Origin of the sequence: Pseudoalteromonas sp. S408 (genome assembly GCF_005886645.1) — a bacterium.
Classification (GTDB): domain Bacteria; phylum Pseudomonadota; class Gammaproteobacteria; order Enterobacterales; family Alteromonadaceae; genus Pseudoalteromonas.
On record NZ_PNDY01000022.1, the window covers coordinates 146,609 to 161,960 of the forward strand.

Annotated in this window: 15 protein-coding genes; 5 read left to right on the forward strand and 10 right to left on the reverse strand. The window is 39.8% G+C overall.

The annotated features are described in order from the left end of the window. Positions 1-60: 60 nt before the first annotated feature. Positions 61-2,490, reverse strand: coding sequence for a zinc-dependent metalloprotease (locus CWB62_RS15990; RefSeq protein ID WP_138529536.1), 2,430 nt, complete (start codon positions 2,488-2,490; stop codon positions 61-63). Positions 2,491-2,644: 154 nt separating this feature from the next. Between CWB62_RS15990 and CWB62_RS15995 the strand changes: the two genes are divergently transcribed. Continuing rightward, complete coding sequence (locus tag CWB62_RS15995; RefSeq protein WP_138529534.1) at positions 2,645-3,613, forward strand: class 1 fructose-bisphosphatase; 969 nt, start codon at positions 2,645-2,647, stop codon at positions 3,611-3,613. 63 nt (positions 3,614-3,676) lie between these two features. Here CWB62_RS15995 and CWB62_RS16000 read toward each other — a convergent pair whose 3' ends face one another. Next, positions 3,677-4,003: a hypothetical protein gene (locus CWB62_RS16000; RefSeq protein ID WP_138529532.1), complete on the reverse strand. Its 327-nt coding sequence runs from the start codon at positions 4,001-4,003 to the stop codon at positions 3,677-3,679. A 43-nt stretch (positions 4,004-4,046) separates the two neighbouring features. Here CWB62_RS16000 and CWB62_RS16005 point away from each other — a divergent pair, with 43 nt between their 5' ends. Continuing rightward, positions 4,047-4,406, forward strand: coding sequence for a DUF5522 domain-containing protein (locus CWB62_RS16005; RefSeq protein WP_138529530.1), 360 nt, complete (start codon positions 4,047-4,049; stop codon positions 4,404-4,406). A gap of 414 nt (positions 4,407-4,820) precedes the next feature. On the opposite strand, the gene CWB62_RS16010 is transcribed toward CWB62_RS16005, so the two are convergent. From CWB62_RS16010 to CWB62_RS16045, 8 genes are all read right to left on the reverse strand, one after another. Further along, positions 4,821-5,651, reverse strand: coding sequence for a sulfurtransferase (locus CWB62_RS16010; protein WP_138527883.1), 831 nt, complete (start codon positions 5,649-5,651; stop codon positions 4,821-4,823). A gap of 80 nt (positions 5,652-5,731) precedes the next feature. Beyond that, on the reverse strand, positions 5,732-6,127 hold the full coding sequence (locus CWB62_RS16015; protein WP_058403289.1) for an FAD synthase family protein: 396 nt from the start codon (positions 6,125-6,127) through the stop codon (positions 5,732-5,734). Then, positions 6,124-7,191: a CDP-glycerol glycerophosphotransferase family protein gene (locus CWB62_RS16020; RefSeq protein ID WP_058403290.1), complete on the reverse strand. Its 1,068-nt coding sequence runs from the start codon at positions 7,189-7,191 to the stop codon at positions 6,124-6,126. The genes CWB62_RS16015 and CWB62_RS16020 overlap by 4 nt, the downstream gene beginning before the upstream one ends. An 87-nt stretch (positions 7,192-7,278) precedes the next feature. After that, a complete protein-coding gene (locus tag CWB62_RS16025) occupies positions 7,279-7,704 on the reverse strand; it encodes a group I truncated hemoglobin (protein ID WP_058403291.1) in 426 nt (141 codons plus the stop codon). Beyond that, positions 7,704-8,537 (reverse strand): DUF3034 family protein, encoded by an 834-nt coding sequence (locus tag CWB62_RS16030; RefSeq protein WP_138527881.1) that lies wholly within the window; start codon positions 8,535-8,537, stop codon positions 7,704-7,706. The genes CWB62_RS16025 and CWB62_RS16030 overlap by 1 nt, the downstream gene beginning before the upstream one ends. Beyond that, a complete protein-coding gene (locus CWB62_RS16035; protein WP_138527879.1) occupies positions 8,524-10,839 on the reverse strand; it encodes a bifunctional diguanylate cyclase/phosphodiesterase in 2,316 nt (771 codons plus the stop codon). The genes CWB62_RS16030 and CWB62_RS16035 overlap by 14 nt, the downstream gene beginning before the upstream one ends. Continuing rightward, a complete protein-coding gene (locus tag CWB62_RS16040) occupies positions 10,829-11,494 on the reverse strand; it encodes a methylamine utilization protein (RefSeq protein ID WP_138527878.1) in 666 nt (221 codons plus the stop codon). The genes CWB62_RS16035 and CWB62_RS16040 overlap by 11 nt, the downstream gene beginning before the upstream one ends. A 122-nt stretch (positions 11,495-11,616) precedes the next feature. Next, entirely contained in the window at positions 11,617-12,720 is a 1,104-nt protein-coding gene (locus CWB62_RS16045) for a phosphoribosylaminoimidazolesuccinocarboxamide synthase (protein WP_138527876.1), read from the reverse strand. Positions 12,721-12,920: 200 nt separating this feature from the next. On the opposite strand from CWB62_RS16045, the gene CWB62_RS16050 reads away from it, so the two are divergent. The 3 genes from CWB62_RS16050 to CWB62_RS16060 form a co-directional block, all read left to right on the forward strand. Next, entirely contained in the window at positions 12,921-13,994 is a 1,074-nt protein-coding gene (locus tag CWB62_RS16050) for a CDP-glycerol glycerophosphotransferase family protein (protein WP_171034594.1), read from the forward strand. Positions 13,995-14,002: 8 nt separating this feature from the next. Next, positions 14,003-14,689: an ABC transporter ATP-binding protein gene (locus CWB62_RS16055; RefSeq protein WP_138527887.1), complete on the forward strand. Its 687-nt coding sequence runs from the start codon at positions 14,003-14,005 to the stop codon at positions 14,687-14,689. Further along, positions 14,686-15,352 (forward strand): ABC transporter permease (locus tag CWB62_RS16060; RefSeq protein WP_138556286.1); only part of this gene is annotated, 667 nt, incomplete at its 3' end. The genes CWB62_RS16055 and CWB62_RS16060, both read left to right, overlap by 4 nt.

A 15,352-nucleotide genomic window follows, 5' to 3' on the forward strand; every position in this document is an offset into this window, starting at 1 on the left:
GAAGCGCTGTTTATACAAGCGTTCAAGGCTTAAGGCGAGTCAACCTTTGCCCTTAAAAAATTAAATAGGAGAACCTGGCGGGATTGGCAGAACCTTAAAGTTATTAGGCCACTCTCCATTAGCTAAAAAGTGTTTAACATGCATCGCTAAATATTGTTTAAATGCGCTTTCGCCGGTGCTTGTATTACTCAGCATCGTGTTTTGATTAAAGTCTTCACTTAACTTGACTAAGTAATAACGAAGTTGCGCTTGTACCTCTGGACTTACATTATTATTTGCCACTAAATCAGCAAAGGTTTTTGCCGTTAAAAACTGAATACGCTGAGTTATTTTGCCTTTCATTGTATCGGGCGCCGACACATTATAAACATGGCTATATAACTGCTTTAGTAACACATCTAAACTATAAAACTGGTTATTACGCGCTTGTTGTTGCGCTAAACGGTTTAAACGCTGCGGATTTAACAACAAAGATAAACTATGCTGCACTGCCACCTCAGGTAAAGCCATTGCATCGAGCGTTAACCCAGTACGTCCAACGATGCTTTCGCGTGTTTTAGACTCACCATATGCTTTTGGCGGAATCAACGATAATACCGATTCAGGTATGACTAAGTTACTGGCTGTAAGCGTGGCTAAAATGGCATTTACAGCCGCTTGTTGTACTTGCTTATCAACAACCTTTGCACCTTGCGCAGGCTCATTACCGCGGGTTTCGTATTCGTAATGTACGCCGGCAATTAACTTAACCGCAGATTCAACTTGAAAACGATGAAATAAATAAAGTGGTACAAGCTTTTCTTCTAATTGAGATAGCGCAACACCCGACTTAATATTATTAAGACCAAACTGCGAGAGCGCCTTTTTACGAACGTCAAGTACACGTAAAAGCTCTTCTGATGGATTAGCGCCGTTATCCCATAAGTGAGCCGTTGGATGAGCGCCTCCTTTGGCACGCGCATCAGAATCAGAAATAAACGCTAAACCTTTAGCTTTGTTCTCTTTTAAAATTTCAGCCAGCTCTGCGCTTTCATCTTGATGAGTAAAATCGCTATAACCGTATTTAATTACTTGGGTATCCCATATGCCCATACCGGTTGCATAGCCACGAGTTACATCAAGCCTACCTTGTTCATTAAAGCTCAATAATGGGTGCGGATAATCCATTACTGACGCTCTATCGTTAACTGATGCGGCAAAGTTATGGGCAATACCCAATGTATGACCAATTTCGTGTGCACTTAACTGGCGAATGCGATCAAGCGCCATCGCGTGTAAGTTTTTAGCCACTTCATCACCTTTAAGATAAGGAGCAGCAAGTGCTTCTGCGATTAAAATATCTTGGCGAACGCGAAGCGATCCCAGCGTTACATGGCCTTTTAATATTTCACCGGTACGCGGATCAATAACCGAGCTTCCGTATGACCAGCCACGTGTTGCCCTATGCACCCATTGAATCACGTTATAACGAATATCCATCGGGTCAACATTGGTTGGTAATACTTTAACAATAAACGCATTTTTATAGCCTGCAGCGCTAAATGCATCGTTCCACCACTTACCACCTTCAAGTAAGGCGCTTTTAACCGGCTCGGGTACACCCGGATCCAAATAATAAACAATAGGTTCAACTGGCTCGCTAATAGGCAAGCTCGGATCTTTTTTTGCTAAACGATGACGCGGTATATAACGGACAAACATCGACTCGCCTAAAGGCGCAGCGTAATCTTTATGTTCAATACTCCAAAATCCCGATTGCGGATTAAACTGACGGGGAGTGTAGTTATCATCAGGTAATTCAATAAGTGAATGGTGCATATGTACGGTAATAGCGTACGGATCTGCGCTAACTTGACGAACAAACTCACCCGGTTTTGTCCCTTTAAACGTTAATACAGCTTCAAGCTCGGTGTTTTTTACAAAGGCTTTTGAGCGCGCCATGTAAACTGCACTTCGTGATTCATCAAGGTTAAAATTGCCCTGCTTACGCGCAGCTAATGTGCGGCTTACTCCGTGTACATCGCTTAATAAATAAGGCGTGTAATCAATAAGTGCAGTACTTTGATCCTCTGCAACCACTTTAAAGCCCGCTAATATGCTTGATGCAAATGCTTCTTTAATACTTTGTTGTTCCGCTTTATTTTGGGTGTTTGCACGATAGTAGGTATTTACAGCACGCAGCATCACTTTATCGCCAAAGCGCTCAAATTTTACAAGGTGCGTGTTACCAAGCTGACCTCTATCAAGCCCAATATCGTTTGAGCCGATGCCGTATGGCAAGCTTTGTTGCAGTAAAAATGGCTGCTCAAACTTATCTACTTTTAAATATACCTTACCGTTTTGAGTATCGTAAAAAAACGAGTAGTAGCCCGGAAAGTGGTTCATTTGTGTAGTAAATTCATCAATGGACTTAATTGCTGCGTGCGCTTGAGTTATGATAGAGCACAGCACAGTAAAGAATATGTAACTTAGTAGTGGTATTTTTTTCATAATCTTATCTTTGTTATTGGCGTTTTAGGTACGATTAGGTGCCCCCATTATAGGGCGGTATTTAAACAATACAGATATTTAAGACGAAATTCAGCGCTCTAAACTAATCTCTCTCACATTATGATTGGTTTTAACACGTTATCAGGAAAATAGAATGCGTAGACTCCCTCCAGTATTACTTGAAGATGGTTGCCCAAGAGAACTTTTATCGTTAATCCGAACTATTTTAGCGGCATGTAAAGAAATATCGTTTCGTGTTGGCCAAGGTGCGCTTTCTGGCGTATTGGGCTCAACACTTGATGAAAACATTCAAGGCGAAACTCAAAAAAAGCTCGATGTATTATCTAACCAGCTATTAAAAGATATTTTACTGGAGTCGGGCACCGTTAAAGCCATTGCCTCTGAAGAAGAAGACTACACCGTTGCAGGTAACCCCGATGCTAAATATATTGTGGCATTTGATCCACTAGATGGTTCGTCAAACACCGATATTAACTCGCTGGTAGGGACTATATTTTCAATTATGGAAGCGCCTGAAGGTTCAGATGCAGCAGACGAAAGTATTTTTATGCAGCCTGGCCATAAACAGGTTGCAGCAGGTTACGTACTTTACGGCCCATCAACTATGTTGGCACTCAGTACAGGTAAGGGCACGCGTATGTTCACCCTTGATAAAACCCAAGGTAGCTTTTTACTAACAGAAGACTTTGCCACAATACCTGCAGATACCAACGAGTTTGCTATTAATGCGTCTAATCAACGCCATTGGCAACCCGCTATGCAAAACTATATAAATGATTTGTTAGAAGGCGATACAGGCCCTCGCGCTAAAAACTTTAATATGCGTTGGATTGCAGCCATGGTGGGCGATGTTCATCGCGTTTTAAGCCGAGGCGGTGTATTTACTTACCCAACCGATACAAAAGATCCTAACAAACCTAATAAACTGCGCTTGCTTTACGAAGCAAACCCGATGGCTATGCTAGTAGAGCAAGCCGGCGGCATTGCCTCAACAGGATCTGAACGTATTATGGATATTCAGCCAAACGCTATCCACCAGCGTGTAGCGGTTATTTTAGGTTCTAAAAACGAAGTAGAAACCTGCTTGGGATACCATAAGTAAACACGTTGTCAAAAATACTAAAACTGCATTTAATTTAAATGCGGTTTTAAGCTAACCTAAACTTTAATCCTTTAACAGTACCCGTATTTTTTTAAGCTTTTGGTGATCAAGCTCGCCCATTTGTTCGCTGTTGCTTAGCGCATAAATAACGCCTTCGTGTTCAGCGCAATCAACATCTTCTCGTGACTCAATCACATTAGCCCAAAGTTCTAAGTCGTCTAGGTCTATTTCACCGCTTAAACAGCGTTCAATTACATCAACTAACACATCTGTTTTTAATGTATATAAGGGGGCTTGATCATATGCAGGCGTTGATACAATAACCGATATTGCATCATCTCTTTGCACTGAAAACGTAATAAATTCTGCTAACGCTTTTTGTATATTCATAATATTTGTTATTCTTGGCGCTCTACTGTTGATAAGAACTAAAATGACTCAAACAAACTGCAGCCAATGTAATACCGCGCTTAACTGTAATGTAAATAATATAACCGCATGTTGGTGTAACCAACTCCCCGCTATTTTACCCCTAGACGCAACAGCAACAAGCTGTTTGTGCAAACCATGTACGCTAAATAAAATTAGTCACTACCTTGAAGAGCTTTATACCCAACCAATTAAAGATCAAATTGCGTTTGCGAAAGCATTTAGAGGAAACGATAACTTAATTGAAGAACTCGACTACACCATGCAAAATGGCTACATGGTATTTAGTAAATGGTTTTTTTTAAAGCGAGGAACCTGTTGTAAAAATGGCTGTAAAAACTGCCCGTATGGATACAAACTGTAAAAAGTTTCAAAGTGAATAAAACATTATTATCACCACAGAGAAGATAAGGAGCAAAGCAGGAGAAGTGATTTTAAAACCAATCAACCGTTATGCTCTACTCAGTGTAGCGCGCAGAGCCTCGGTGTTCTCGGTGGTAATTAAATGCTATTAAGTAATACAACAAAAAGGGACTTATTCACCACAGAGAAGACAAGAAGCAGTGCAGGAGAAGTGATTTTAAAACCAATCAACCGTTACGCTCTACTAAGTGTAGCGCGCTGCGCCTCGGTGTTCTCGGTGGTAATAAACATTTAAAGTCACCCACACGTAGGCGTGAAGCTTGCTCACGCAAAAGGTTGTTAACGTAACTATGTATAAATTAAACGCGCCGGCAAGCAAGGCCCCTACACAAATTGCTTGTTATGGTATTTTCGCTTATACATCTTTGGTTATCGGCAATGAATCACTTGCGCCCCATTCACTCCAAGAGCCGTCATAAACACTTAAGTTTTTGTAGCCGCATTCATCAGCAAATAAAGCTAAAACACACGCCGTAATACCAGAGCCACAACTAAATTGAAGATGCTGTACATTGCCTACAGCGTATGCAAACTTTGCTTTTATATCCTCAAAAGATTTTGCTTCACCATCAGATAATAAATCCAAAAAAGGCAACGAACGGCTTTGGGGTATATGCCCACTTCGCATACCTTTTCGAGGTTCGGTCTCTTCACCAGTAAAGCGTTTATAGGCACGCGCATCTAACAATACAGTATTGGTATCGTCTATTGCTGCTAATACTTGCTGGCTGCCAATAAAGTAGCTTGGGTTATAACTTGCTTCAAAATCACCACCCATTAAAGCCTCACTATAACCTTGCTGAACTGCATAGCCGCAAGCTAACCACTTTTTAAGGCCGCCACTTAATACTTTTACATTGTGGTGCCCCATGGCTTTTAGCATCCACCACGCTCTTGCAGCACTAAATAAGCCTTGATCTTCATAAACAACAATAAACGAATCGTGGTTTACGCCCGACTGCTGCATAACCTGTGTAAACTGCTGTGCATTACACATTGTACTTGGTAGCGGGTTTGATCTATCTGCCAGCTCATTTTTTATGTCAAACCGCTTTGCGTTTGGCAGCATAGCTTCAGGCTTATAAGAGCCTAAAACACCAGGGCGCAGCATACCCGCATCAAACAAAACTAGAGCAGGGTCATTTAGCCTTTTGTGTAATTGTTGGCAAGTTATTAGATTTTTGATTTGATACCCTTTTAATAATGAGGCTTATAAGGTTTGGAGCATTAACCAAAATAGTGCTGAACAATCGCTCTTATAAGTTTTTATGAGGGGTTACGAACTACTTCAATTATTTCCGTGGTTGAAATAGAAGGTGTTCTAGCTAAATATTTTACGTCACATAACGTCTTAAAGTTATCGAATTTACCAGCCCAATCGTCCCCCATAACTAACAAATCTGCATCATGTTGTTTTATATAATCGCCTTTGAGCTCAAGGGAATGCTCTATAAAAATTTCATCAACACAGCGTAAAGAGCTAATTATTTTAACCCTATCGCTTTCACTGTAGACAGGAGCTCTACCCTTTTTTTGCATATTGAGTGCATCTGATGATATGCCAACAATTAAATAATCACCTAAAGATTTAGCGCGTTCTAAAATATTAATATGGCCGACATGAACAATATCAAAGGTACCAAATGTAATAACTCGTTTCATTCATAACTCTCTAAGTAATTAACTATACGCTCAGCGCAATTGCCATCTATTTTGCCTGCAAGCTGCTCAATAATTTTTTTTCGGTTAAATCTGAATTCTTCAGATTCCGAGCCACACAATTGAACTGCAGATACCACATCGCTGAATTGTTCAGCCCTTTGACAGATTTTGTGAAAATAATTTATGTCCTCATCAAGCCGTGCCTTAAAACGATAAGAAAATATGCCTCTATAATTCCATCGTAACTTGTAAAAGTCACACCATACAACAGGCTTATCCAGAGCTGCAAACTCAAATATAGCAGATGACGCGTCTGATAACATTATGTCCGCAATGGCTAAAAAAGGCGTTAAGTTAAATTCGCTTTCGCTTGTTAAATAAACATTATTATATTTTTGCCAACGCATGATTTTATTTTTTTGTTTTTTATAACGAGGTTTAGACAAACTAAAAAAGTGCGGTTTTATAATGATATTATAATCGGGAAAATACTCTGGAAAGTCATCGTTCATACACTCAATAGAGCTAGGATAAAAAGTGGGGGCATATAAAAGTGTTGGCTTATTTTCATCTAAACCCAACCTAGACAAATCAATTTTTTCGACTGAGTTATTAATAATTGGATCTAATTTCGCATAGCCAGTATCAACAAAATTACCATTTGGGTATAAGTTTTCTAACCGTTTTAAGCGATGCTCACCTTCAACAAAGCGAACAGTAGTCGTTGTGTTTGATACATCGTAGTAGCAGCTTTTTGGACCTATGCCGTGCTGCATTAATACACTTTTATTATTGAGCTTATCAACGTCTAAAAATGCATTACCAAACACAACCCAATCACATTCAACACCCTGATAAAAATCTAATGTATTTGATTTATCTTCCAGCCAAATTGCTTTTATTGAATGTTCAACAGCGAATGTCTCGCAAATATCTATAAATTGCTTCTCTTGAGATCTATAAAATACTAATGCGCATTGATGACCTCTATGTGATAATTTTTCAATTACAGGTATATATTGAGGTAAATAATAAATATGCTGGACGTCGAAATATACAAACATGAAAAATATACAATAAAGTAACAATATTATCCATTGTACATAACTAATGGCTTGTATTGTAGGTAAACAGAAAATAATGTTTATCCGCTATATGTTAATAATATCGGCTCTTAATGGCGCCGTTTTTGACAAAATTTTATTCTGGATAGGGTGAGAAATATTTTGCTCATTCATGGCATTCACTAATAAATCAACAACATGATTAAAATCTTTTTCTGTTATGTTCATCCCGGTGTGTATGTCTACCATTGAATCACCTACATAACTATATTTACACGGGCCATCGGTAAGCATGCACATATGTAAAATAAAACCTTGACGAAAATGCGCTATATTTGCGTGCTCAAAGTAGTGAAATACTTGTTCGTCATTGCCTATTTGATTAATAAAGCTATCAATTAGTTTTTCTATGCCGGCGTTGCCACCGACTTGGTAATATAAAGTAGGTGGCGCTTTATTTGCACAGCCCATTAAAATACCAACACATAAAATCCCAACTGCAATTAACTTCATTACCAATACCCTGTGACAGATAAATACCAACCCGTTTGATCGTCTGCGCCTGCAATACGTCCTAAATCTAAATACGCAGCTGTTACACTGATGTTTTTGTTAGGCATCCAGGCAACAAAAACATCGTTCCAATCCTGCTCGCTCAAGTTTAAATTATTTGCCTTTTGACGATACTCAATACCCACTGCCAATTCGCGACTTAAAAATACCGCGGTGCTACCTTCAAATAAAAACTTGCTCTGTGCATTTGTACCACCAAAGCCTAATAAGCCCAGCTCATTCGCTTCGCTATAGCGTGTTGTTACGTTCCAAAACCAGTTATAACCTGCAAGTGCACCTAAGTGAAGCTTACTGGCAGCCAAGTAATAATCTGTACCGCTTGTATCCTCTGCGCCAACAAGTTTGGCTACGGTGCCGTCATCTAGCGACTTATGTTGGATACCTAAACTTAATTGCGGCCATTGGCTGTAAACAATATCACCATATAAACGTATTTTTGCACTGGTAATAGATTGCTCTATTTCTGTGTTAAGCGCAGGTACGTCAAAATGCTGAATTGCGTAACTTAGCTCCACTCGATTAAATAAGTTTAATTGCGCACCACATACATTTAATGCGTAGTCGCTTACATCGGCTCGACTACAAAAACCATTTACCGAAAATTCATCTTCGCTCGCATACCCGGCAAGCTGAGCCCAAGGCACAATGCCGCCGCCGCCGCTACCTTCAATTTGTGATACGCCAGGTGTTGCTAATAATTTCCCGCTGCTTGCAAAAATAGGCAAACTTATTAGCAATAAAACACAGGCAAATAAAAACCTAATTTTTAACATAGTATTCTTCTAGCCATTGTTCTAGTAACTCTGCTTTTAAAGGCCGGCTAAGGTAGTAACCTTGCGCATGGTCGCATTGCATTGTTTTGAGTAAAGCTAACGACTCTTCGGTTTCTACTCCTTCAGCCACCACCGAAAAACCTAATTGATGCCCCAGCGTAATTGACGATTGCACTATAAATTGATCTTTTTGCGACGCATCTAGCTTTAAAATAAAACACTTATCGAGCTTAAGTTCATCAATAGGCAGCATTTTTAAACGCCCCAACGATGTTTGCCCTACCCCGTAATCGTCAAGCGATATTTTAACGCCAATTTGCTTTAAATCTTTAAGCGCTTTTATGCCCTTTTCTTCGTTTTCTATCATGTCGCGTTCAGTTAATTCAATAGTGATTAACCTTGCATCCACATTATGCTTTTTAAGCGTCGCCACCAACGCGGCATGAAAACCCGGAAACGCAATATCCTGAGCAGATACGTTTATAGCTGCTTGCAGCTCAATGCCCTTCGACTTCCAATCGGCAACTTGCGCAACAACGGTATTTATTACCCATGCAGTTAGCTCAACAATAAGCCCTGAACGCTCAGCTAAATCAATAAACAACTCAGGGTTAACCCAGCTACCATCTTTACGTTGCCAACGAATAAGTGACTCAACCTTGTCTATTTTTTGGGTTTGCATATGCAACTTAGGTTGGTATGTCATAAACAGCTGACCATCGTCATCGTTAATCGCTTGTTTTAATTCATCAAGCATAATTAAACGATCTAAATGGGCCTCGTCTTCGCCATCTTGGTAATAATGTATATGATTTTGATTATTTGCCGCATTTTCTACGGCAATAAGTACTCGCCTTACCAAGTCGTCACTGGCGGTTCCTTGAGATGGGTACTGCAATACCCCGGTACTAAACTGTAAGTTAATTTTTAACGTTTGAATGGTATAACACTGTTGTAGCCTAGCAATTAACCCCTCTATTCCACATTTTTTCTCGCTAACCGCGGTGCTTGGAAATACCGTTAAAAACTCATCGCCGCCAATACGCGCATGCATTCCACCGAACTCATCCGAAAACTCACTAATTCTGCATGCTACAGTTTTTATACACTCATCGCCAATACGTGGGTCCAGCTTATCGTTTATATGTCGTAAACCCTTTATGTCTATTGCTACAAGCGTATATTGGATGGATTCGCTTAATTCGTTGTCTAGCACTTCTAACATTGCAGAACGATTATAAAAGCCAGTTAACGCATCGTGACGCGCCTGAAAACTAATTTGCTGTTCACGCTTGCTAATGTCGTTACCCATGTTGTCGAACGCGGTTACTAAGGTCGTTATTTCTGTGCTTTGCTTTTTATCTTTAAACTCAAAGTTATAATTACCTTGTGCAAACTGCTTTGCAATCACAACCAACTGAGAAAGCGGCGTTGTTAAGTTGTTAGCCAATAAGCTACTGGTAACAACACCCACAAACATAGTTAAGATAGACAAAATGATAAGAGTAAAAAATAGCTTTTCAAAATCGCTATAGCTTTGTTTTAAATCGGCACTTAACAAAATAATAATGGGATGGGTCGCTAAAGACGCTAAATTAATATCTCGGTTTTGGTAAACTGGGTACTCACCAAATATTCTTGTAGTGGTCGTGTTGTTAAAATAACTCACCGGTTCAAATGGCGTTGGGCGCGCATCTAGCGAGCTAATAACTAAGTGGTCGGCACTGCCTACAAAACTAACGTCCATGCCTGTTAGGCTTTTAAGCTCGCTTGCAACACTGTCGTCTATTTTAAAGCCCACTAAACTGTAAGCTATGGTTCTTGGAGCTTTTACAGGTAATAAAATAACCTGGTAAAGCTCATTGTTTAACACTACAAATGTGGATTGCTCTTGTGCGTTAAATAGCTCTGCGAGTAAAGGGCGCAAGTCGTCTTCAAAGGCTCCCTGCTCTAAATTTGATGAAATTAGCTGACCCGATAAATCTATAAGCAACATTAATTGCGCGTCTATCCGTTGGCTATGGTTATACAAAACACTGCTTATTGTACCAGCATCGCGTGTTGCAACCGCTTGCTTAAAACCAAAATCGGCGGTGAGTACCTTAGCTGCAGTTAACAATAAGCTTTCTTTTGAGGTTAAATATTGCTTATAAACGTTTTGCGCAACACTTATATCTTGCTCTACTTTTTGTTCTTGAAACTGACTTGTTGACCACCAAAAACTAGCAACACTCACCAGCGTTGTTAATAACACTAGCCCTACGCAAAGTATGGTAATTCGGTTTTTTAAACTATGCGTCATTACCAGCCTTAAATTTGCTGCCAAAAGTGTTTCTAGGTGCGGGTGTAGATGTGTTTACAGTAACGGTATGTTTATTTTTAGCATTCAATTTAATAATTTTTTTATTCTCCAATGGCGCGGTTTGCAAAGCGTGCCATACGCTTAACTCAATTGGTAATAGATTATCTGGTAAGGTCACTTTGCCCTGCTTGTTTGTTTTGTAAACATGCTTACTACCTGCCACATATATGTAGCCAACCATAGAGTCGTGAATATTACACCCTAAGACAACCACGCCTTGATTATCAAAAGTAATCGGTGCTTTGGGTTGGCCTGAATATAACCTAAGCTGAAAAGGCTTAGCTTGCGAGAAAGAATACACATGATGGCGAATGTTATCGCTGTTAGGAAAATCAACTTGTTGCCCTTTTTGTACTATTAAAAGTTCAGGCATAAACTGTTTATGAACTTGATCCATAGTGGCCAATGGAAGGTTTGCTTGAGCTAATTGCTCGGCGTTAAAATGTAGCTCAACAACGGTATTTTCTAATTTATTACCGTGCTGATCTTCTGTTACCAACTCCAGTGCAGCGGCGTTAGAAAAGTTACCAAAAAACAACCCCATGGCTAAAAAACGGCAACTTTTAGTTATTTTTTGCAAACCACGTTCAAACATAACACCACCTAACTATTAACGTTAGGTTAAGGTAATTAATTAAAGGGGTTAATTGCAAGGAATATAGCCCAGTAACTAAAAATAAAAAATAAGCTACTGGGATTTTTAATACTAAATCATGACTATTTTACAATTAAGCCATAATCAGCATCTAAAATAGAAATAACCTCTTGGCGCGGATCCTCAGGAATAGTAATTGCTTCACCAACAATTTTGCTAGCAATGCCCACATAAGTATTAGACACTTCAAGCATAACTGATTCAGGTAAAATATACTCCTTTGCTAATTTTTCGCGCTCAGCCATGCGATCTTTATTTAGTAATACATCGCTTTCTGGCACATTATTAATTAACAGCTGGCGAAAGCCTTCTTTAGAGTTTTCAACAATGTTACCTTCTCGGTATGCAGCACCATCCCAAATGCGCGACGAATCGGGTGTACCTACTTCATCAATATAAATGAGTTGTTGTGCGCCATTTAAATCTTCTACGTAACCAAATTCAAATTTAGTGTCTACAAAAATTTGGTCAAGCTTGGCAAGCTCTTTACTAATTAAGCCAAAACCCTCTACTAACAGCTTTTCGTATTTAGCTACGTCGTCTGCCGACTTAAAATTAAACACATCTAAGTTGTTAGTTATATTTTCGCGGGTAATGTTTACATCGTCTACTGGCGGGATATCGGCAACGCCTTCAATAATGCCTTTCGTTGACGGGGTGATTAGTACGTTTTCTAATTTTTGGTTCGCGTTTAAGCCCTCAGGCAACTCTATACCGCAAAAGTTACGTGTCCCTTTAGCATAATCACGCCACATACTACCGGTAATATATTGGCGCGCTATCGCCTCTACCTTAACTGTGCTTGCTTTACGTACTATCCATACATACGGGTGTGGAATATCAACAATATGATTACCAGCAAGGCCTGCCTCATCAAATAACTTAAACCAGTAAGATGCAACCGTATTAAGCGCTATCCCCTTACCTGGCACGCCGTTTAAACCATTTTCACCTTGCCAAATACAATCAAACGCAGAAATACGGTCTGAAATAACCATAATAGCCAGCTCGGTACCTGCGGGTACTCTGTACTCTTTTTCTTTGATGAGTCGCGCGCTGTCTTCGTCTGTTAGCCAATAAACTGAACGGACTTTACCACTGTGTACTTCACCTTTGGTTCGAATGGGTAAATCATCGTTTACGTCTAAAACTTTATAGCTAGTCATGCTATCTCCGGGGTTAGGGATGCTCTATGAGCAAAGTAGAGTATGGGGTTATGTGCGGTATGATAATCCAGCCAACTTCAAAGCTCAATCGTGGGCTAAAAACTAAATAGCCTGAACTTTGGTTGAGAGATTCACCAAGAATATTTATATGGCTGTCACAATCGGGTAAACTGGCTATGCTAACGAGTCGAGGAGCTAGCTTGAACTACCTAACCACTACCAAAAATAAAAAATACTTAATGTATATATCTCAAAATTATTCATACGCAATTTTGAGACCTATTCAGGCGGCCATATTAGCGAATGGAGGGCAAGTGCGCTGGTTTTTACAAGGTAGTTCAGTAAACCCTAACTTTTTAACACCCGATGAAATACGCCTTAATTCAATAGACGATATTCACAACTGGAAACCCGACGCAACATTCGCACCGGCCAATTTGATTCCTACGTTTTTTCCGGGTATTAAAGTCGGTGTGTTTCATGGTTTTGACGCCGGAAAACTTGATAAAAAAGGCAACAACGACCACCTAAAAGCAAGGGGCTGCTTTGACCTTTACTGTACCCAAGGCCCAAATACCACAGCGCCATTTAAAGCCTTACAAAAAAAGCTGGGGTATTTTAAAGTAACCGAAACGGGCTGGCCAACGCTCGACCGTTTATTTACCGGTGAATTGCAAACAAATTACACCAATAAAGCCGACACGCGCCCTACACTTTTAATTTGTTCTACTTTTTCAAAACGTTTATCACTTGCACCTAAACTTTACGAGCAAATAAAACACTTTAGCGAAACAGGAAAGTGGCGCATATTAATGCAGTTTCATCCTAAAATGCCGCTTGAACTTGTTAATAAGTACAAAGCGCTGAGTAATCAAAATTTAACGTTTATTGAAACAGACGACGTAGTCCCCTTATTAAAGTCGGCCGATGTAATGCTATGTGATACCTCATCGGTACTTTTAATGTTTATAGTGCAACGCAAGCCGGTGGTGACCTTTTGTAATAATGCCCCAGACAAACACTTACTAAACGTAACAGATCCAAATAAACTAGAAGACGCGATAGACCTTGCTTTTACTCACCCTAAAACATTGATGCAAAATATAGAAAGCTATTGCCAACAGCTACATCCATACACAGATGGTAAGTCAAGTGAGCGAGTAGTCGCTGCAACCAATGAGTTTTTACTGAGTGACGATAAACTAAAACCTAAGCCGTTTAATATTATTAGGCAGTTTAAAACACGCAAAAATCTTAATTATTGGAAATGGTAAACCAAACAATGATAAGCCTTAATAACGTTACTTTTAAATGGCATAAAAACGATACAACGCCCACGCTAACTATTAGCAAGTTGAATATAGAAAAAGGCCAACACGTTTTTTTACATGGCCCAAGTGGTTCGGGTAAATCAACGTTACTAGCCTTATTGGCCGGTATAAATACAGCCACCAGCGGCAATGTCACGTTATTAAACCACACCTTAAATACCCTAAGTAACACCCAGCGAGATATATTTAGAGCTGACCACATTGGTATTATTTTTCAAAACTTTAACTTACTCCCTTACTTATCGCCTATTGAAAACGTAATACTGGGCTGCCAATTTTCAAAAAAGCGCCAACAAAAAGCATTAAGCCACTCAACTACTTTAAATGATGAGGCTACCCGGCTATTAAACGCACTGGGCTTAACCGAGCAATACCATACTAAAAATGTGGCAGAACTAAGCATTGGCCAACAACAACGTGTAGCTGCCGCACGCGCATTTATTGGTAACCCTGAAATTATAATTGCCGACGAGCCAACCTCAGCCCTTGATACACAAAACCGCGAAAGCTTTATTAACTTATTGTTTGCGCAAGCGAGCAATGCAAACAGCACACTCATATTTGTAAGTCACGACAAAAATTTAAAACCGCTATTTAATCGCTCAATCGACTTAGTAAGCTTGCAGGGGGCATTATGATCCTTACAAAATTAGCCTTTAAAAGCTTATTAAATAGGCGTGCAAGTGTTGTTTTAACGCTGTTTACCATTGCCGTAAGCGTTATGTTATTGCTAAGTATTGAACGTATTAGAGCTGATGCTAAAAGTAGTTTTAGCAATACTATTTCGGGCACCGATTTAATTGTAGGAGCACGCACCGGCGATATTCAATTACTGCTTTCATCGGTATTTAGAATTGGCCACACCAATAATGGCGTAAGCTGGCAAAGCTACAAATACATAACAAGCCAACGCGGGGTAAAGTGGAGCATTCCCATTAGCCTTGGCGATAGCCACAAAGGTCAAGCCGTTTTAGGTACATCACCCGATTACTTTACCCATTACCGCTTTGCTAAAAAACAACACTTAAGTTTTAGTGCAGGCAACCCTTTTAGCACTATTCACGGTGTGGTATTGGGTAGCGAGGTAGCTACAAAACTAGGCTACAAACTGGGCGATAGCATTATAATATCCCATGGTATGGGCAATACCAGTTTTCATCATCACAACGACAACCCGTTTGAAGTAGTCGGCATTTTAAATCCAACAGGCACTCCGGTCGATAAAACACTGCATATACCGCTCGCCGCTATTGATTTAATTCATGGCGGTAACGCAAGCCATGAGCACGATGAGCACGATG